Raw genomic sequence first — 19,573 nt, 5'->3', positions numbered from 1 at the left:
GCGGGTTTCGTTTTGTCTTCCAAGTAACTAGGCGTTGCAGTATGCTTTTCGACCCTAAGTAAGCATCTTCGCTCAGGATTCTCGTATGAGTAGGTACCGGCGGCCGATCTTCTATGGATGGTGGCTGGCAATCGCAGCGGCTATCGGCCTTTGCCTTGGCGGTCCGCCGATTCTTGTCTTTTCTTTTCCAGTATTCCTAAAGGCGCTGACTGAAGACTTTCATACGAGTCGTTCTGCGATTTCGCTCGCATTTACGCTGCATAATCTCGTATCTGCTTTTTCATGCCCGCTCATGGGACGCCTCGTGGATCGCGTAGGTGCGCGAAAAGTAATCCTGCCGGCGACTGTAGTTTTCGCAGCCCTGATGATTGGCAATCGCTTTCTAACTAGCAGCGTTCGTGGCGTCTATGTCTTCAATATCTTGGGCGCTTTCATCGGCATCGGCTGTGGGCCGATAGCGTATTCGAGCGTGATCACGCGCTGGTTCGATCGACGTCGGGGCTCAGCTCTAGCGGTGATGATGCTAGGAGTAGGCGTCGGTGCGACGGCAATGCCATCTGTGATACAGCGTGCGATCGCAGCATTCGGCTGGCGCGCCGCATATGCACTCTATGGCGTTGCAATGCTTGTGATCGCTCTGCCCGTGGTCGCCCCTCTGCTGAAAGATGATCCCGCCGAAATGGGACTTCTGCCCGATGGCGTTCCGTCTACTCCGACATTGACCAAAAAGGCCGTCGTAGATGGTCTGAGCTGGCGTGAGGCCCGCGCAACCGGAACGTTTTGGTTAATGGTAACTGCGTACTTCCTCCTCGGCGCAAGCGTACACGCATGTGTGATTCATCTTTCGGCCATGCTTACCGATCGGGGGATTACGGCTCAGACCGCGGCACTGGCAAGCTCTGTTGCGGGCGCAGGTCTGCTGCTTGGTCGAGGAGGTTCCGGTTTCCTTTTGGATCGCTATTTCGGTCCGCGGCTTGCGGTCGCTTTTTCGAGCGGATCCGCAATTGGGATTCTCCTGCTCCTGTTTGGACACGGGATCTCCACTTTTGTCGGCGCATTCCTGGTTGGTCTCGGAATGGGAGCTGAAGGAGACATCATCGCTTACCTCACCAGCCGCTACTTCGGCCTTAAGTCCTTTGGTGAAATCTATGGCTATGCATTCGGCGCCTTCGTCCTCGCCGGGGGTTGCGGCGCACTAATCATGGGCATTGGCTTCGACCGAACCGGGTCCTACACGCTGCCGTTGCAAGGTTTCCTAGTGGCGATTTGTGTCGCTATCATTTTGTTCAGTCGCCTTGGCCCATACCGGTATGCCGTGCGGGAGCCAAGTGATACAGATATTGCCAGGAGGCTGTCCGCAGCGGCATCGTAGGATCAAGGTCACGGTGAGAGGATTGGATGGCGACGAAAACACAACCCGCCTCAGGACAAAGTAGCCCCTCGCCACATTCCGGCCCGCTGCTTCGGATTATGCTGGAGAGCTTAGCCCTCCACCAATGTGTGTTTGCGGTAGCAGAACTCGGAGTCGCCGATCTGCTGGTCTCGGGACCACAGTCAACTCCGGACATAGCCAAGAAACTCAGACTCGACGAGGACGCGCTCTTTCGCGTCCTGCGCCTGCTGGCCAGCCAGGGAATCTTCACCGAAACGGCGCCCCGCACATTCGCAAACACTGAGGTGTCGAACTGTCTTCGCTCAGATGTGCCAGGTTCGCTGCGTTCGATGGGAAGATTTCGAGGGACGGATTTCGTTTATCGATCCTTCGGAGAAATTCTGCACAGCGTCCGTACCGGAGAGCCTGGGAGAGCGAAGGTGCTCGGAATGGATGGATGGGAGTACCTAGAGCGAAATCCAGGAACCGCGCGCATTTTTGACGATGCCATGACGGATATTTCGGCAATCGTTGCCCCTACGATCGCGAGTGCTTACGACTTCTCAAAATGGGAACGCCTGATGGATGTCGGCGGCGGAAATGGAGTGCTGCTTGCCGCAATTCTCCGCGCTCATCGATCTCTACGAGGTGTGCTCGCCGATCAGCAGCATGTGTTGAAGCGTGCGCGCGAACGTGGCTTCCTCTCCGGCGCACTGGAGAAGCGAAGCACCATGGAACCATGCGATCTGTTCCGAAATATTCCCAAGGGCTGCCGAGCGTATTTGATGAAGAGCGTCATCCATGACTGGAACGACGAGGATGCACATCGCATCCTGAGCCAGTGCCGGCGCGCAGTTCCCAAGAACGGAGCCCTGCTGCTGGTCGAGTTCAATTTGCCGGAGGACAGTTCGCCATCGCGAAGCAAGTTCACAGACGTCACAATGATGGTTCTGACAGGTGGCAAAGAGAGAACGATTCCCGAGTACAGCGCGTTACTGTCGAGCGCAGGCTTTCGCCTGAATGACGTGGCGAGAACGGCGAGCGACTTCAACGTAATGGAGGCCTTGCCAGTGTAGGTAGCCGACCTTCGGCAAGTTGCATTCAGAGTATCGCCTTCCTAACGCACCCCCAAGAGAACATCGATCGTAAGCTGATCAAGTCGCTCGTATTGCAGACCTTTCTTAGATAGTGCTGCGCGATCGAAAGATTTGCTCAGCAAAGATTTCGCGTTCTGGCTGGAATATTTCCCGACATGACCGGAGGGAGATCCGTTCACCTCGGCTAGAATCTCGCGAATTTCCTTGTCCGCGTTCCAGTGCTTGGCTTTTTCCTTCAGGATGAGGTAGGTACGCATGCAACCGCGCGCGAAGTCCTTCACTCCGGCGATATCTTCAGTGCGATAAGCGTGGGCATCAAAGTGCCGTGGGCCATCGTAGCCCACGTCCTCGAGAAACTTGACTAGCCAAAACATTGCTTTCGGTGTTGCCGACGCGAAGCGCAGGTCCTGGTCGTAGCGTCCGGGATATTGGTCGTTGAGATCGATGTGAAACAACTTTCCTGCCTCCCATGCCTGCGCTACGGCATGCACAAAATTAAGTCCAGCCATGTGCTCGTGCGCAACCTCAGGATTTACGCCAACCATTTCGGGATGATCGAGAGTGGCTATGAACCCGAGGTATGCCCCTGTTGTGGGCATGTAAATGTCGCCGCGCGGCTCGTTGGGCTTGGCTTCGAGTGCAAACTTGAATCCATATTTCTTGTCGATACTGTATTCACAAAGATAATTGACGGATTCGCGCAGGTTCTTCACCGCCTGATCGGGACGGCGGCAAGCGTCAGTCTCGGTTCCTTCGCGTCCGCCCCAGAGCACAAAGATCTTGGCTCCGAGCTCAGCGCCGAGGTCCATCGCGCGCATGGTTTTTTGCACCGCGTAAGCCCGCACGTCAGGATCGTTAGCCGTAAACGCACCATCGCGGAATACGGGATCGTAAAAAAGGCTCACAGTGGCCATGGGCACCACGATGCCGTGGCGCTCACATGCCGATTTGAATTCGCGCACAATGCGATCGCGCTCGCTGCTCGTTGCATCGATCGGGACGAGATCGTTGTCATGAAGATTCACGCCCCACGCTCCAACCTCGGCCAGCAGAGCAACGATATCGTTCGGCGGAATCGTCGGCCGGACCGCCTCGCCAAAAGGGTCGCGCCCACGGTTTCCGATGGTCCACAATCCAAAGGAGAACTTGTGTTCGGGCTTTGGCTGGTAATCACTGCTGGGCATGAAGTCTCCTTAGAGATTGTTAGGCATTTTGACTGGAGTACGCATCGCGGATTCGGCGCAGCGCCGGATACAAAAGACGATAAGCGGAATACTGCCTCTGCATGATCTTAGCTGACTCCCGATTTGGTTCAACCCTCGCCTTGACGCGAACGACGTTGCGGCAGGCTTCGTCAACGGTGCTCCATATCTTGGCTCCAACACCTGCCAGGAGCGCAGCGCCGTAAGCGGCTCCCTCTTCAGCTTCCACAATCTCGACGCTGCGATCATAGACATCCGCTTGAATCTGCTGCCACAAAGGCGAACGCGCTCCTCCGCCTCCCAGGCGGACGTTCGTAACAGGCATTTGCAATGCTTCAAATATTGAGAATGAATCTCGCAGACTGAAGGCGACCCCTTCCATGATCGCTCGCACGACGTGAGCGCGGCGATGACTTGCCGCAAGGCCTATCAGTGCAGCACGCGCTTCCGGATCAAGGTACGGTGTCCGTTCGCCCATCAAATACGGCGCCCAAAGAACTCCATCGGAGCCTGGATTCACCGATGCGGCTTCTTCTGCGAGCACGTCGTACGGATCGCGGCCACCGGACGAGTTAGCACCGAATTGATCGCGGAACCAACGCAGCGAGAGTCCCGCGGACTGCGTTACTCCCATGACGTGCCAGCGATTTGTCACGGCATGGCAGAAGGTGTGCAAACGCCCGTGAGGATCCATTTTGGGACTGGACGTCGAGGCAAAGACAACGCCGGAAGTCCCAATGGTTGCGTGCACCGCGCCTGGGGCGACGACTCCGAGTCCTACCGCACCAGCCGCCTGGTCCCCTGCGCCTGTGACCACGGGAGTACCGGCAGCAAGTCCAGTCTGCTCGGCTCCGGCTTTCGATATCGCGCCGCACACATCCGACGATTCGAAAAGCTTCGGCAGTGCGGTCAAGCTGATCCCGGTGGCGGTCGCCATCTCCGAGGACCAGCGACGATTCGCCACGTCCAGCAGCAGAGTGCCCGAAGCATCTGCCATATCCATGGCGTATTCACCAGTCAGTCGCAAACGCACGTAGTCCTTGGGAAGCTGCAGCATGCGGAACTTATCGAATATTTGTGGTTCATGCTTGCGTACCCAAAGAAGTTTCGTGAGGGTGAAGTTGGTGAGCGCAGGGTTGCAAGTTAGCTGAATGAGCCGTTCGGCGCCGATACGCTGCGTGAGTTCTGCAGCTTCCGCCGCGGTGCGTTGATCGCACCATATCAAAGAAGGACGCAAAGGATTGCCGCTTTCATCGAGCAAAACCGCGCCATGCATCTGCCCTGAGAATCCCACGGCCGAGATTTTCGAAGCAGCGATTCCCGATTCGGAAAGAAGCTGACGAACAGCCTGGCAGCACGCCCGCCACCAGTCCTGCGGTTCCTGCTCAGCCCAACCCGTCTGCGGAGAGGCAAAGGGACGATGGTCGGCCGTGCTGGAGGCAAGCACGCGCCCGCTCTCGTCGATGAGTAGAGCGCGAGTACCACCGGTGCCGACATCAATTCCCAGAAGGTTCACAGATCGTAGTCCCTATGTAGTGCGCTTGCGTCCGAGCATGTCGAGGGCGACGGCAATCACAAGAATTCCGCCTTTCACGATGTCTTGAATGTAATCGGCAACGTTCTTGAGCGACATTCCATTGTCGAGACTTGCCATCAGTAACGCACCGATGCATGCGCCAAAAATCGCACCACGACCGCCCATGAGGCTGGCCCCGCCGATCACACAGGCAGCAATTGCGTCGAGCTCCAGAAGCAAACCCGCGTCCGGCGAAGCGCTACCAACACGGGCGGTATAGATGATGCCGGCCAGTGCAGCCAGAAGCCCCATGGACCCAAAGACCCCGACAGTCCAGAGCCGCGTATTGATTCCCGATAGACGTGCCGCCTCGCGATTGCCACCGATGGCATACAAGTATCGTCCAAACGTTGTGTTACTCATGACGAAGGCCCCCAGTAGCGCGATTAACACAAACACGAGGACCGGAATAGGAATGCCCTGATAAGAATTGACGGCAGCGACGACTGCTATCAGCACGACGGACAAACCCACTGCTCGCACAATTGTCTTCATCACACTTATGGTTGGAAGACCAAGCCGAGCACGGGCTGCGCGACTGCGCCACTCTCTGACAATGATCACCAGCACTGCCACTGCCGCAAGAACGATACCGAAGCCCTTATCGAGATACGACTGCCCGATAGAGTTGAAGCTGTCGAGTCCGATGGGAATGGTCACCCCGCCGCTCGCTCCTTTCGTGACGCCCCGCCACGCAAGCAGTCCTCCCAGCGTGACAATGAACGACGGAACGCGCGCATGAGCTGTGGTCAAACCTTGGACGAGTCCGATCAGAATCCCGACGACGCAGGCGATAAGCAGTGTTGGCGCTGGTCCCAGGTGGTAGTTCGCCTGTGCGAGTGCGGCGATCATACCGGTGAGTCCGACCAAGGAGCCGACCGAGAGATCGATTTCTCCGGCAACGATCACCATCAACATACCGACCGCGAGAATGCCGGTGACGGCCGTCTGCCGCATCAGATTAGAAAAATTACGTGGCCGGAGAAACACGCCGCCGGTTGCATAGTCGAAGGCCAGCCAAATCACAACCAGCGCAGCCACCATTGCATAAGCGCGAAGAGCTTGCTTCAACGACGCCTGTGGGTTTCCGCGCTCACGGGCAGGGACGTCTGCAGGCACATTGCTTCCGACATCCTTGACCTGCGCGCTGCTGCTGGCCTTCACTGCGAGACTCTCTCCTTGATCAAGCCACACCAACCGTTCCCGTAGCACATGCCATAATGCGCTCGGAAGTCGCATCGTCACGGTTGAAACGTCCAGTAATGCGGCCCTCGTGCATGACGAGAATCCGATCGCACAGGCCGAGGAGTTCTTCCATTTCGGAAGAGACTACGATCAGGGCCAGACCTCGACTGGCCAGTTCATCGATGTACCGGTAAATCTCCTGTTTCGCAGCAACGTCGATGCCCCGGGTGGGCTCATCGAGCAGCAGGATTCGTGGTTTTGTGAGCAGCCATCGCGCTAGAACGACCTTCTGCTGATTTCCTCCGGAGAGCGTTCCCACAATGGTCTCGGGAGAAGACGCCTTGATGCGAAGGTCTTTCATTGAGCGTTCGACAACTGCTACCTCTTCGTGGCGGCGCAATACGGGTCCGGAAGCCAATTCTGGCAGGGCTGCCAGCGTTGTGTTTTCCAGCACCGAGGCAATTAACGACAGCCCGAACCGTTTCCGATCTTCCGTAACGAAGGCAATGCGCTCGCGAATGGCATCTCCCGGGCCACGCAGGTTGACAGTGGCGCCAGCCACTCGAATCTCGCCTTCCGTTCTCTCCGGAAATGATCCAAAGAGGACGTTCAGCAGCGCTGTGCGTCCCGATCCCATCAGCCCCGCGAGCCCGAGCACTTCGCCGGCCCGCACCTCGAAGCTGATGCCCGAGAGCACGTATCGTCCGGGAATGACGGGATGCTTCACTCGCAGATTCGTGACCTCAAGTACCGGAGCGCCTGGAGCACGATTCCGATCTGGGAATACCTGGCTGATCTCGCGCCCAACCATCAGCGAGACGAGTTGATGGCGGTCGATCGAACCGCGTGAGCGGGTTGCGATGCTGCGGCCATCCCGAAGCACTGTAATGCGATCAGCCAGATACAGCACTTCTTCCAAACGGTGGGAAATGTAGATGAGCCCCATTCCGGCGCTGCGGAGGTTCTCAAGAATCCGAAAAAGCGCCTTCGCTTCCACATTGTTTAACGCAGCGGTTGGCTCATCAAGGACGAGAACGCGCGCATCATGCGAGAGCGCCTTGGCGATCTCGACCAGTTGTTGTTGCGCGATGCCGAGTGTAGCGACGAGAGCTTCCGTCGGTATATCCACGCCAAGACGCTTCAGCAGCGCGCTCGCCTTCTGGTGCGCGGTCATCCAATCCACAAGGCCAGCGCGAGAAGGCAAACGCCCGAGAAAAATGTTCTCGGCAACCGAAAGTTGAGGCACTAATGACAATTCCTGAAACACAATGGCGATGCCCGCGAGCTCGGCCTCGCGCACACCGGCAAAGCGTTGCTCCACGCCGTCGATGACAATCTTTCCGTCGTAATCTCCTGCTGGATACACTCCGCCAAGAACCTTCATCAGCGTCGATTTTCCGGCGCCGTTCTCTCCTACCAAGGCGTGAAGCTCTCCGGCAAATAGATCGAATGAAACTCCGTCGAGGGCTCGAACTCCAGGAAACGATTTGCCGACAGCCTGCATTTGCAGCAAGGGTGTACTGCGCGAGGAGTGAGACTTGGTGGAATCAGGCTCGATCATGATCCAGGTTTCGGCCATTTCGCGCGCGGCAGGTCGCGATACACGTCTTCCATCTTGAGGAAGCCGTCTTTGATCACGGTTGAGGCGAGATTGCTCTGGTCCACCACGATCGGCTGCAGCAAGATCGCAGGCACATTCTTTTTGCCATTGTTCACTGTCTCATTCGTCTCGACGTGTTCGCCTTTCGCTAAAGCCACAGCAGCTTCAGCTGCACGTGTCGCCAGCGGAACGATAGGCTTATACACCGTCATTGACTGCGTGCCATCGGCAATACGCTGTGCGGCTGCCAGATCCGCGTCCTGGCCCGAGACAAAGACTTTTCCTGCCAGTTTCTGTTCCGCGAGCGCCTGAATCGCGCCGCCGGCAGTGCTGTCGTTCGAGGTAACGACGGCAACCACATTGTTGTTCGCCTGCGTTAAAGCGTTCTCAGTGTGTCGAAGCGCTTCACTGGGAAGCCAGTCTTTGGCCCATTGATCGGCGACAATCTTGATGTTGCCAGTGTCGACCGCAGGCTTGAGCACCTGCATCTGCCCATCACGGACCATGTGGGCGTTGTTGTCCGTAGGCGATCCCCCGATCAGGATGTAGTTCCCCTTGGGCGCGTGATCGAGCAAGTACTTGGCCTGCAGCTCGCCAACGCGCTTATTGTCGAACGAAATGTAGAGATCAACATCCGAGTTGCGCACCAGGCGGTCGTAGCTCAGCACGGGAATGCCTTGGGACTTAGCCGAATTCACGGCTGAAGCCATCACTTCGCCGTTGTGCGGGACGATCACGAGGACATCGACTCCGCTCGTGAGCAGGTTTTCGCACTGACGCACTTGCACGGAATCCTGCCCGTCGGCCGATTGCACCGATACCTCGGCGCCCAATTCCTTAGCCCTGGCGACAAAAGCGTCGCGGTCGTGCTGCCAGCGCTCGAGCTGCAGAGAATCGAAGGACATGCCGATCCTCACCGGCCCGCCAGAGCGTGCTCGCCCACTCCCTTCTGTGCCCTTGTGGCATGAAGTCAGCAACGTGGCGACTACAAGTGCTACGAAGACAATTTGAGCAGAGCGCATCTTTGAAGCCCTGGGACGGAGCCCGGCAATTATTACCAGAACACCAGGCAAAAGAAAAGTGCAATTCGTGTACGTTAACGGTATAACTATTCCGCTTCACGGTTCTCGAGGATCTGTTGAGGAGGGGAGCGGAATGAAACGTCCGGGAACTTGGTGCTTGGCCATTTTTGTCTGCTTGCTTTTGCTGTCCACACTCGGTGCTCAACAACCAACGCCAGCCTACAAAAATCCGGCGCTGTCGGTCGACGCACGAGTCATCGACTTGCTGAGCCGCATGACACTGGAGGAGAAGGTCGCGCAACTGGAATCGACCTGGCAGAACCATTCGCAAGGTCAGCTTCCGGAAGAGTTCTTCGTCGACGACAAAGGCCAGCTCGACGAGGCCAAAGCCAGGCAGATGCTCAAGAACGGTCTCGGTCAGGTAAGTCGTCCAAGTGAAAACCGCGGCCCTGGCGAGATGGCCGAATTCACGAATCGCGTGCAGCACATCGCGGTGGAGAACACGAGACTCGGAATTCCGCTGATGTTCCACGAAGAATGCCTGCACGGCCTGGCAGCATCCGACGCCACTTCCTATCCGCAGGCGATTGGCCTCGCTGCTACATGGAATGACGCTCTAGTGCGGCGCGTCTTTGACGCAGTCGCCAAGGAAGCTCGGTCGCGCGGCGCGCATGAGTGCCTGATGCCGGTGGTGGATCTAGCGCGCGACCCACGGTGGGGACGCACTGAGGAGACTTACGGCGAAGATCCGTATCTTGCCGGCCGCATGGGAATCGCCGCCATAAAAGGACTGCAGGGCGATGGGCCCGCGCCCGACACCAATCATCTTTACGCAACGCTGAAGCACTTCGCTGTCCACAGTCAGCCTGAAGCGGGAGCAAACATCGCTCCGGCAAATTACTCCGAGCGCACCGTACGTGAGTACTTTCTGCCTCCATTCGAGGCTGGCATCCAGAAAGCGAACGTGCGGGCCGTGATGCCTTCATACAACGAGCTCGACGGCGTTCCCAACCACAGCAACATTTGGCTGTTGCGCAATATCCTGCGCAGCGAGTTTGGCTTTAAGGGCACAGTGGTTTCTGACTATTTCGCGATCGAGCAGTTGATAACCGTGCATCATGTCGCTACGAACTGCGAACAGGCTGCCAAGCTCGCGATTACTGCCGGCGTCGACATAGAACTTCCATTCTTGCGCTGCTACAAGACTCTGCCGGCCTTGGTGCGCAGCGGACAGATTCCGGAATCGCTCATCAATGAATCCGTCGCGCGAGTGCTGCGCGCAAAATTCGATCTGGGATTGTTCGAGAAGCCCTACGCCGATCCGCAGGCCGCTGTTCAAAATGCGTCGCCGGCACAAAGTCGTGAGCTCGCTCTGCAAGCCGCGCACGAGACCATCACTCTTCTGAAGAACGATAACAACCTTCTACCGCTCGATCTCACAAAGATCAAACGCATAGCAGTAATCGGTCCAAATGCAGGCGAGCCGCATCTTGGCGGATATAGCGGCACGCCGCGTCATGGAGTGAGCGTTCTCGAAGGAATCAAAAACAAAGCAGCTGGCAAAGCCGAGGTTTTCTATGCCGAAGGCTGCCGGATCACTGAGAGCAAGCCAGTCTGGGAAGAAGATAAAGTCCTTCCAGCCGATCCCGAGTTAGACAAGGCGCGCCTCAGCGCCGCCGTTGAAGCGATGTCGAAAGCCGATGTGGGAATCGTGGTTGTCGGAGAGAACGAGCAGACTTCCCGCGAAGGATGGTCGTCAACCCACCTTGGCGATCGCGATAACCTGGATCTTCTAGGGCGCCAGGATGAACTCGTCTCGCGCCTCTTTGCCACTGGGAAGCCGGTGGTTGTGGTCCTTCTCCATGGGCGTCCCAATTCAATCAACTTCATCAAAGAGCATGCCCCCGCGATCCTCGATGGATGGTATCTGGGGCAAGAAGGCGGGGCAGCTTTGGCGGATGTTCTGTTTGGCGACTACAATCCGGCAGGACGCCTTCCCATAACGGTACCGCGCTCAGTCGGTCAATTGCCCGACTATTACTACCAGAAGCCATCTGCACGAAGACCGTACCTGTTCACCGACAACTCGCCACTGTTTCCGTTTGGCTACGGGCTCAGCTACACGAAATTCAACTACAGCAATCTTCGGGTCGAGCCGAGTTCGATCGCCATGAACGGAACAGCGAAAGTATCCGTCGACGTGACGAACGGTGGCAGCCGCACGGGAGACGAGGTAGTGCAGTTGTACATCCGGGATGAAATCAGTTCCGTTACTCGTCCGGTTAAAGAGCTAAAGGGATTTGAGCGAGTGCCGATCCAGCCAGGCGAAACGCGCACAGTGACATTCGAGGTTGGGCCCGAGGAACTACGTTTCTACAATCGCGAGATGAAGCGGGTGGTTGAGCCCGGCACATTCAAAATCATGGTTGGGCCCAACTCAGTGGACCTCACCTCAATCTCGCTTGAAGTGAAATAGCGGATGAGGAAGGCGAGAAAGCAGACCGGCATTCCGCTGATTGCGAAGTTGGCGGAGGTTTCGATCGGCACGGTCGATCGCGCTCTCCACGCCCGGCCTGGAATCAGTCCACAGACGCTTAAGCGGATTCTCAAGATCGCCCGGCAAATCGGTTACAAGCCTAACGCCGCGGCTCGTGCTCTCTCGACAGGCAGACACGTTCGCATCGGAATATGCGTTCCAAAAGAGATCGCTTACTTCTACGATGAACTCTGGGATGGAATTCGTGACGAATCCGATCGCTACGCCGGTCGCGGAGTCGAATTCTTGACGGTTGATGTTCCGGAACTTGGACGTGGTGAGCGATCAGCCTTTAAACAGCTTCTTAAGAGAGAACTCAGCGGCATAGTTGTAACTCCAGGAAATCCCGAAGCCATGACTCCGTTGATCGATGCTGCAGAGCAAAGCGGAACCCGCGTCGTTTGCGTCTCCACTGACGCTCCTGTGAGCAGACGTTCATCCGTAGTTTGCATCGAGCCGCGGCTGAACGGGCTAATCGCCGGCGAACTCATGGCTAATTTCGTAGGAGAGAAGACGAAAGTTGCCATTGTTACCGGAATGCTTAAAACCGTCGATCACAGCCAGAAAACCGAAGCATTCATCGCGAGCTTCCGCGAGCGATCGCGTGGCGGAGAAGTAGTAGCGGTAATCGAAGCGCACGAACATGCTGACGAAAGCTTTCGCAAGACCAGTCATCTGCTCGAATCGCACCCGGATCTCGGGGGAATTTACGTGAATACGGTTAATTGTCTGCCGGTTTGCAAAGCGCTCACCGAGGCGGGGCTCACGCACACGGTGCGGCTCATCACGACCGATCTTTTTCGGGAAATGATTCCTTATTTCGAAAAGGGAGCGATTGCTGCCTCTATTCACCAACAGCCATACACGCAAGGACAGCTCGCCTTCCGCACGCTGGCAGAGCACCTTCTCCATCAAACCGATCTGGCGCCCGCGCAGTATCTGAATCCAAACATCATTCTTCGATCGAACCTGCATCTGTTCCGTGAGGCCAACGGTGCCACTCGAAGGAATAGGGCAAAGTCGAGAAACCAAGTCTGAATACGATGAACTCCAGGCATCCGGCGCGACTTCAACACGCACTTTGTACGGCTCTCGAACGAATCCTCAGACTATTACTGGTGTCGCCGGTGCGTTCCGTAATTTGGATGTTTTTGATTTTCTTTACTTGCGTCGCATTTCCCGAAAATGGCCGAGAGGCATGGCTTCGCTACGCGACTCTGCCGGCCGCGCAGGCGGCGCAATACGAAACGCTTCCGAACTTTGTGGTCGCACTGGGAGATTCTGTCGTGCTGCGGAGCGCCCAGGACGAGCTAGTCCGCGGAGTCCGCGGGATGCTGGGCAAGACGCTCCAGGCAGAAACGAGCACAGTGCGGCAACGAGCGATCGTGCTAGGAACGTTCGCGGCGCTGAAGTCAGCTGCTCCAGAATTCAAGACCCGCGAGGAGATGCGGGCCGACAGTTTCTCGATCACGCATGGGAGAGTTGGAGGATTCGATTGCCTCATCATCGCGGCGCCGAATGATCGTGGGGTACTGTATGGCGTTTTTCATTGGCTGCTGCAAATTGCCTTGGGCAAGTCCGTCGATGAACTGGATGAATTGCAGCAACCATACGCACCGCTGCGCTGGATCGATCAATGGGACAACCTCGATGGCCGCATCGAGCGCGGCTATGCCGGGCCATCCATCTTCTTCGAGAACGGGAACGTGCGCAGCGATCTCACGCGGGCCGAAGAATACGCGCGTTTGCTGGCTTCGGTCGGCATCAATGGTTGCACGGTCAACAACGTTAACGCCGATCCGCGAGTGCTCAGTCCAGAATTCATTCCTCAACTCGCCCGCATCGCGGATGTATTTCGCTCGTGGGGCGTGACGCTCTCTGTTTCCGTGGATTTCAGCAGTCCGAAGGTCATCGGAGGTCTGGACAATTTCGATCCGGTCGATCCGCGAGTACAAGCGTGGTGGAGCAGCAAGGTCGATGAGATCTATCGCCTGATTCCTGACTTCGGCGGATTCGTCGTGAAAGCCGATTCCGAAGGGCGCCTTGGACCAGCAACCTACGGGCGCACTCCGGCTGACGCCGCCAATGTGATTGCGCGAGCTCTCAAACCTCATCACGGCATCGTGTTCTACCGCGCATTCGTCTACAACCATCATCTCGACTGGCGCGATCTGAAGAACGATCGCGCGAAGGCCGCCTACGACAACTTCCATCCACTCGACGGCAAGTTCGATGACAACGTAATCGTTCAAATCAAACACGGCCCTATCGATTTTCAAGTGAGAGAGCCGGTTTCCCCACTGTTCAGCGGACTCGAAAAGACGAACGAAGCCATCGAGCTTCAGATTACACAGGAGTATTTAGGGCAGCAGCGGCACTTGTGTTTTCTGCCTACGATGTGGAAAGAGGGCCTCGATTTCGACCTGCACGCGAATCACAGGACGTCCTTCACGAAAGAGATCGTCTCCGGGAAAACATTCCACCGTCCGACTGGCGGCTTCGTCGGAGTTGCCAATGTGGGAATGGAGGCGAACTGGCTCGGGCATCCACTGGCAATGGCGAACCTCTACGGCTTCGCCAGGCTCGCATGGAATCCCGATCTGAGTGCCAGAAGGATCGCGGAGGAGTGGACGCGCCTCACATTCGGCAGCGATCCCCTGGTGGTGAACACGATCGTGAATATGCAGCTTGCTTCGTGGAATATCTACGAGAGTTACACCGGACCGCTCGGTGCGGGAACACTAACGAACATCGTAGGAAGTCACTACGGGCCGGGAGTCGAGTCCTCCGAGCGCAACGGATGGGGACAGTGGCATCGCGCGGATCACGATGGCGTCGGCATGGATAGGACAGTAGCGACAGGTACAGTCTACACAGCGCAGTACAGTCCCGAGGTGGGAAAGACATACGAGTCGCTCCAGAGCTCGCCAGATGAGCTGCTCCTGTTCTTCCATCACGTGCCTTATACCTATGTGTTGCATTCAGGGAAGACAGTAATCCAGCACATCTACGATTCTCACTACGATGGCGCAGAGCGAGCGCAACAGTTCGTTCGAGACTGGGAACGGCTCCAGGGACATGTTGACGACGAGCGTTACCAGGCTGTTCTGGATCGCCTGAAGTACCAAAGTGGGCACGCCATCGTTTGGCGAGACGCAGTTGCTAACTGGTTTTCGCGTGTCTCAGGCATCCCTGACTCAGCAGGCAGGGTGGGCCACTATCCCGCACGGGTAGAGGCCGAAGCGATGCAATTGAACGCGTATGTTCCGCTGGATATCACCCCCTCCGAGACGGCATCGAATGGGAAAGCGGTCGAGTGCACAAATCGCGCGCAGCCCTGTACCGCGGAGTTCACATTCACCGGCCGCACCGGATCGTACGACATAGATGTGCAGTATTTCGACATGCCACGCGGGGAGGCGGCGTACAAACTGCTCGCTGACGGAAATGTCGTTGACGAGTGGACCGCGAACGATCGCTTCCCCGCACGGCAGCTAGACGGCGATGCTTCAACACGCCGACGCGTTACTCTCGTTCTCCACTCCGGCGAGAAGATTCGTATCGAGGGTTTGCCCGACGGCGACGATCCGGCGGCGCTCGATTACATCGAAATTCATCCTTCCACCCAGACAAGTGCGAGCAACCTGCCTGAGCCGGCACATCTCTCCGCAGAACAGGATCACGAGCGGCTGATGAACCTGCTGGGCATTACCTCGCTGCGCCCAGGTCCCAGCGGCAACCCCACAGCTCCGAATGCAGCCAACACCGACGAATCGAAGGTTGCGCCATATCGGCTGCCTGACTCGCTAACACTCAAAAATGGAAAGAAGGTCACAACGGCAGAAGCCTGGTGGAAGAGGCGCCGCCCGGAAATTGTCGAAGAGTTTGACCGCGAAATCTACGGGCGAGTCCCACGCAGCATTCCCAAAGTGAATTGGGAGCTAGCAAACATCTCGCAAGAGATGAATGGCGGTGTGCCTGTGATCACCAAGAAACTCAACGGGCACGTGGACAACTCGGCATATCCCTACATCAGCGTCGATATCCAATTGACGCTGACTACACCGGCCAATGCGACGGGCCCAGTGCCGGTCGTGATGGAATTCGGATTTACTCCGGAATTTCTGGCTGCGATCGCGCGGCGCTTTCCCGCAGCGAACTCCGCTAATGGTCCGACATGGCAACAACAGGTGCTCGCAAAAGGATGGGCATACGCAGTCCTCATTCCAACAACGATTCAGGCCGATAACGGCGCGGGTCTCACGCAAGGCATCATCGGCCTGGTGAATAGAGGCCAGCCGCGCCGCCTGGAAGACTGGGGAGCGTTGCGTGCCTGGGCCTGGGGCGCGAGTCGCGCGCTGGATTATTTCGAGACCGACAAATCAGTCGATGCAAAGCGCGTGGCCATTGAAGGCCTCTCCCGATATGGGAAGGCTGCACTTGTGACCATGGCTTACGATCCGCGCTTTGCCATCGGCTTCATCGGGTCATCAGGCGAAGGCGGGGCCAAGATCCTGCGCAGGACGTTCGGCGAGCAGGTCGAGAACATAGCGTCCTCCAACGAATACCACTGGATGGCGGGTAATTTCCTGAAGTATGCTGGCCCGCTCACTCCGAATGACCTGCCAGTCGATGCGCACGAGCTGATCGCGCTGTGCGCTCCTCGTCCGGTATTCATCAGCACTGGCTCGCCCAAAGTCGAAGGCGGCTGGGTGGACGCGAAAGGCATGTTCCTCGGCGGAGTGGGCGCTGGCCCGGTCTACCGCCTGCTGGGGAAGAAGGATCTCGGAACCTCGAAATTTCCTCCGATTGAAACCGCTGTCATCGATGGTGACATAGGCTTCCGCTCCCACAGCGGCGGACACACCACCGGTCCGAATTGGCCAACATTTCTTACGTTCGCCGAGCGCTACTTCAAGTCAAACAACGAAGCCGGTATCGCTTCAGCCATCGCGCGATAGCCTGCAGGCGAAGGATGAAGGTGATCGCCACAGTCGAATGCCGGCAATAAGCGGTCAGGATGCTGCGGATCGCGCGTGACTTTGTCCAGGTCAACGACAGCGTCGAAGTGCCCCGGCATGCGGATCCATCGATTGACTGCCAGCCGGTCTTCCTCCGTCCTCGGGCCAGGATGGTAATACTGGCCCCCAACGAAAGGCAGAACCGTCGCACCGATAACCTTGATTCCATAAGTATGGGCGCGCGCAATCATCTGCTCGTAGGCGGCAAGCATACGGCGGACGAGCGTCTCGTGTTCCGTATCGGTAGCATCGGCGTCGCGTGTGAGTGTACCGATATCGTTAATTCCTTCGAGGAGAATCAGGTATCGCACCCCGGCCTGTGCCAGCACGTCATGGTCAAATCGCGCCAAAGCATTGGGGCCCAGACCGTCGTTCAGCAGGCGGTTCCCGCCAATGCCGTGGTTCAGCACCGCCAGTTGTTTCTTCTGATTAGAAGTTTCAAGACGCTTAGCCAGCACGTCGGGCCAGCGATCATTGCCGTCTGTCGTTGCGCCGTGCCCGTCGGTGATGGAGTCGCCCAGGGTGACGATTGAGGATGCCCCCGCAGGCGCGGCAACATCGATTCCCGCAATGAAATACCAGTGCTCAATCTTTTTTGCATCGGGAATCTCAGGCGAGGCGACTGAATCTCCATGCGCAAGATAGGAAGTCGCGCGCGAACCGGGATGCCCAGTTTGCTCTGCCGGCAGCGCGTCCGCATGTAACGTAATTGCCCAATCGGATAGAGCGGGCACAGGCAGCGCTACCGGATCGGAAATGTAATCGGCGCCCGCGGGAATCGTGAGGTCGGAGCTCCCTGAGAAGGCAAGCGCCTTATCGCTCCCAGCGACAATTTTGTCCGACGCAGCCGAGGCCGCCTTCGCAATGTGAACGGAGGTGAAGCGCAGCGGCGCCGTGCCAAAACGGTTCGAGAGGTGCACCCGCAGTTGCCTTCCACCAATGGACAGGTGGATGACCTGGCGCAAGGTCACATCGCGAAGGTCGTCGGCAGATAGCGAGTTCCGAGGCTCAGCAAGCTGCTGCGAAGCAGCCCATGAGCCGACCCAAATTGTCTGTGCGTAGCTCTCGCCAACTCCAAGAGTCACGCAGAAGAAGAACAGAAGAGTCGCGGTGAATGGAATTGCAATCCTGTTGGTCGACATTGAGGCGGAATTGTAATCGCAAACAGCCAGACGCGGGTCATAGCTTGCGCTGCAGGATCCTTCATAGCTCATTGTCGAAACTCAGAGCCAGTCCCATGTCTGTTGCAGGCTGAGTCGGTTTAAGTGTTGCTGTACCCGCTCACCTCTTGTGTTTGCTCTGGCCGTCGGTCGGGGTTGGTTTGACCGCCACCGTTGGTTAAGCGCCTCGTCTTCGATTCAGATCTGAGCCCCCGTTAGGGGCGGTACTCCTTCGTCTCCGAATGCCCATCTCCGAGTGCCGCGCCTACGGCGCTCGACAATTCGGGACGCATACCCGGCACCGAATGCCGGGCTCATTTCACATCGTGCCGCGAAACGCGGCACGAAAACCCCAAGAATCACTGCGTTTTTGCTAAATGAAAAGGGACGAGATTTTTTCCGTATGCGCCTTGACAATAGGCTTACAACCTCCATAAAGTTCGTGCCGCGAACTAAATGTCCTGCGGGGCTGTAGAACGGCTCTCCGGCAACCGGCAAAGACGGCTCCTGATCTCAGATGCGGCGAATCGATTTCACCAACACGCAGGTGGCGTCCAGCGAGACGGCGCGCGACATCAACCGCAGCGTCGTGCTGAATCTGATCCGCCATCGGCAGCCGATCTCGCGAGCCGATCTGGCTCGAGTATCCGGATTGCAGCGCAGCACCGTCTCGCTGATCACCGAACAACTGATCGAAGAGCGATGGGTCATCAACGGCCCGACGGGAAGATTGCCGAGAGGGCGGCGTCCGACGTTTCTCCGCTTGAACGAAAGGCGAGCGATTCTGGTTGCGGACATCCGACCGGCGCAGACTACGGTTGCTCTCGCGGACGTCAATGGTCGCTTCTTGTCACAAGTCGCGTTCTCCACTCCTGCAGACGCTTCGGCCGGAGCGAAGCAGATCGCCGCCCGGATTCACGAGCTAATTCAGGCTCATCCGAGACTCATCTTCGAGGGCATTGGGATCAGCCTGCCTGGCCGATACGACGAATCCACCAAGCGAGTGATCTTCGCTCCCAACCTGAAGTGGCGCGAGTTCGATCTGAAGACTTCTATCGAGAAAGCCACCGGTCTTTCCGTGGAGCTCGAGAACGCAGCCAACGCTTGCGTTCTGGCTGAAGTCTGGTTCGGTCACGTCGAGAAGATTCGCGACATGGTGGTAGTGACGGTCTCCGAAGGTATCGGCACCGGCATTTTCCTGAATGGACAACTCATGCGTGGCGCGCATGGCATGACCGGCGAATTCGGCCATGTGGCACTCGATCCTACCGGTCCAGCATGCACCTGCGGCGGACGTGGGTGTTGGGAGGTGTACGGCTCGAATCGCGCCGCCCTGCGTTACTACCATGCCTCCGGCAGCGGTTCTGAGGAGTTGAGTTTTACCGACCTGCTCGCGCTGGCAAAAGCCGGAGACGCGCTTGCGATCTCTGCGCTGGAGCAAATGGCGCGAGGCATCGGAAGAGGCATGCGCATGCTGGTTTCCGGCCTCGCTCCGGAAGAGATTGTGGTGGTTGGAGAGTGCACGGCGCAGTGGGCGCGCTTCGGAGCGATCGTCGAAGCAGAAGTCGGAAGTGGAGTTTTGTTCGGAAAGCCGCCGCGCATTCGGCCGGCGGAGGGAAATATGGCACGCCTCCGCGGAACGGTGGCTCTGGTGCTGCAAAAGCATTTTGGCGCTTCGGCACGGCTGGCTGAAGTCGAGTCAGGTGTTGTGGCGAAACGAAAGGCAGTGAGCTAACCGCGCGGTTGGCCTGGGTTAAGTGGTGGTGATGGGTCAGCCATCACTCAGTTACGAAGAGGAGATC

12 protein-coding genes are annotated in these 19,573 nt (G+C 57.4%); 6 read left to right on the top strand and 6 right to left on the bottom strand.

Annotated elements, in window-relative coordinates; genetic code table 11:
• Positions 1–85: 85 nt before the first annotated feature.
• Together VNX88_10280 and VNX88_10275 are read left to right on the top strand one after the other, a co-directional pair.
• On the top strand, positions 86–1,372 hold the full coding sequence (locus tag VNX88_10280; GenBank protein HWY69044.1) for an MFS transporter: 1,287 nt from the start codon (positions 86–88) through the stop codon (positions 1,370–1,372).
• 26 nt (positions 1,373–1,398) lie between these two features.
• Positions 1,399–2,448: a methyltransferase gene (locus VNX88_10275; protein ID HWY69043.1), complete on the top strand. Its 1,050-nt coding sequence runs from the start codon at positions 1,399–1,401 to the stop codon at positions 2,446–2,448.
• 41 nt (positions 2,449–2,489) lie between these two features.
• On the opposite strand, the gene xylA is transcribed toward VNX88_10275, so the two are convergent.
• From xylA to xylF, 5 genes are read right to left on the bottom strand one after another with little or no spacing between them, the layout of a single operon-like run.
• Positions 2,490–3,653 carry a xylose isomerase gene (gene xylA / locus VNX88_10270; protein ID HWY69042.1) on the bottom strand — a complete coding sequence of 388 codons (1,164 nt, stop codon included), beginning with the start codon at positions 3,651–3,653 and terminating at the stop codon, positions 2,490–2,492.
• A gap of 19 nt (positions 3,654–3,672) precedes the next feature.
• Positions 3,673–5,187 (bottom strand): xylulokinase, encoded by a 1,515-nt coding sequence (gene xylB / locus VNX88_10265; protein HWY69041.1) that lies wholly within the window; start codon positions 5,185–5,187, stop codon positions 3,673–3,675.
• Between the two features lie 12 nt (positions 5,188–5,199).
• A complete protein-coding gene (locus VNX88_10260) occupies positions 5,200–6,411 on the bottom strand; it encodes a sugar ABC transporter permease (protein HWY69040.1) in 1,212 nt (403 codons plus the stop codon).
• Positions 6,412–6,430: 19 nt separating this feature from the next.
• On the bottom strand, positions 6,431–8,011 hold the full coding sequence (locus VNX88_10255) for a sugar ABC transporter ATP-binding protein (protein HWY69039.1): 1,581 nt from the start codon (positions 8,009–8,011) through the stop codon (positions 6,431–6,433).
• Positions 7,990–8,937, bottom strand: a complete 948-nt coding sequence (gene xylF / locus VNX88_10250) for a D-xylose ABC transporter substrate-binding protein (GenBank protein HWY69038.1) — start codon at positions 8,935–8,937, stop codon at positions 7,990–7,992. Before xylF ends, VNX88_10255 begins: the two co-directional genes overlap by 22 nt.
• Before the next feature lie 250 nt (positions 8,938–9,187).
• On the opposite strand from xylF, the gene VNX88_10245 reads away from it, so the two are divergent.
• The 3 genes from VNX88_10245 to VNX88_10235 all read left to right on the top strand — a co-directional run bounded on the left by VNX88_10245 (position 9,188) and on the right by VNX88_10235 (position 16,551).
• Entirely contained in the window at positions 9,188–11,530 is a 2,343-nt protein-coding gene (locus tag VNX88_10245) for a glycoside hydrolase family 3 N-terminal domain-containing protein (protein ID HWY69037.1), read from the top strand.
• A gap of 3 nt (positions 11,531–11,533) precedes the next feature.
• Positions 11,534–12,628, top strand: coding sequence for a substrate-binding domain-containing protein (locus VNX88_10240; GenBank protein ID HWY69036.1), 1,095 nt, complete (start codon positions 11,534–11,536; stop codon positions 12,626–12,628).
• Positions 12,629–12,741: 113 nt separating this feature from the next.
• On the top strand, positions 12,742–16,551 hold the full coding sequence (locus tag VNX88_10235; GenBank protein HWY69035.1) for an alpha-glucuronidase family glycosyl hydrolase: 3,810 nt from the start codon (positions 12,742–12,744) through the stop codon (positions 16,549–16,551).
• On the opposite strand, the gene VNX88_10230 is transcribed toward VNX88_10235, so the two are convergent.
• The gene (locus tag VNX88_10230; GenBank protein HWY69034.1) at positions 16,500–17,753 is read right to left on the bottom strand and encodes an SGNH/GDSL hydrolase family protein; all 1,254 of its coding nucleotides are present in this window, start codon (positions 17,751–17,753) and stop codon (positions 16,500–16,502) included. The genes VNX88_10235 and VNX88_10230 overlap by 52 nt on opposite strands.
• Before the next feature lie 535 nt (positions 17,754–18,288).
• On the opposite strand from VNX88_10230, the gene VNX88_10225 reads away from it, so the two are divergent.
• The gene (locus tag VNX88_10225; GenBank protein HWY69033.1) at positions 18,289–19,506 is read left to right on the top strand and encodes an ROK family transcriptional regulator; all 1,218 of its coding nucleotides are present in this window, start codon (positions 18,289–18,291) and stop codon (positions 19,504–19,506) included.
• Positions 19,507–19,573: the final 67 nt, after the last annotated feature.

The sequence above is a fragment of the Terriglobales bacterium genome, from assembly GCA_035567895.1.
GTDB lineage: Bacteria > Acidobacteriota > Terriglobia > Terriglobales > Acidobacteriaceae > Gp1-AA112.
This window is presented reverse-complemented; position numbering and strand designations above follow the sequence as displayed.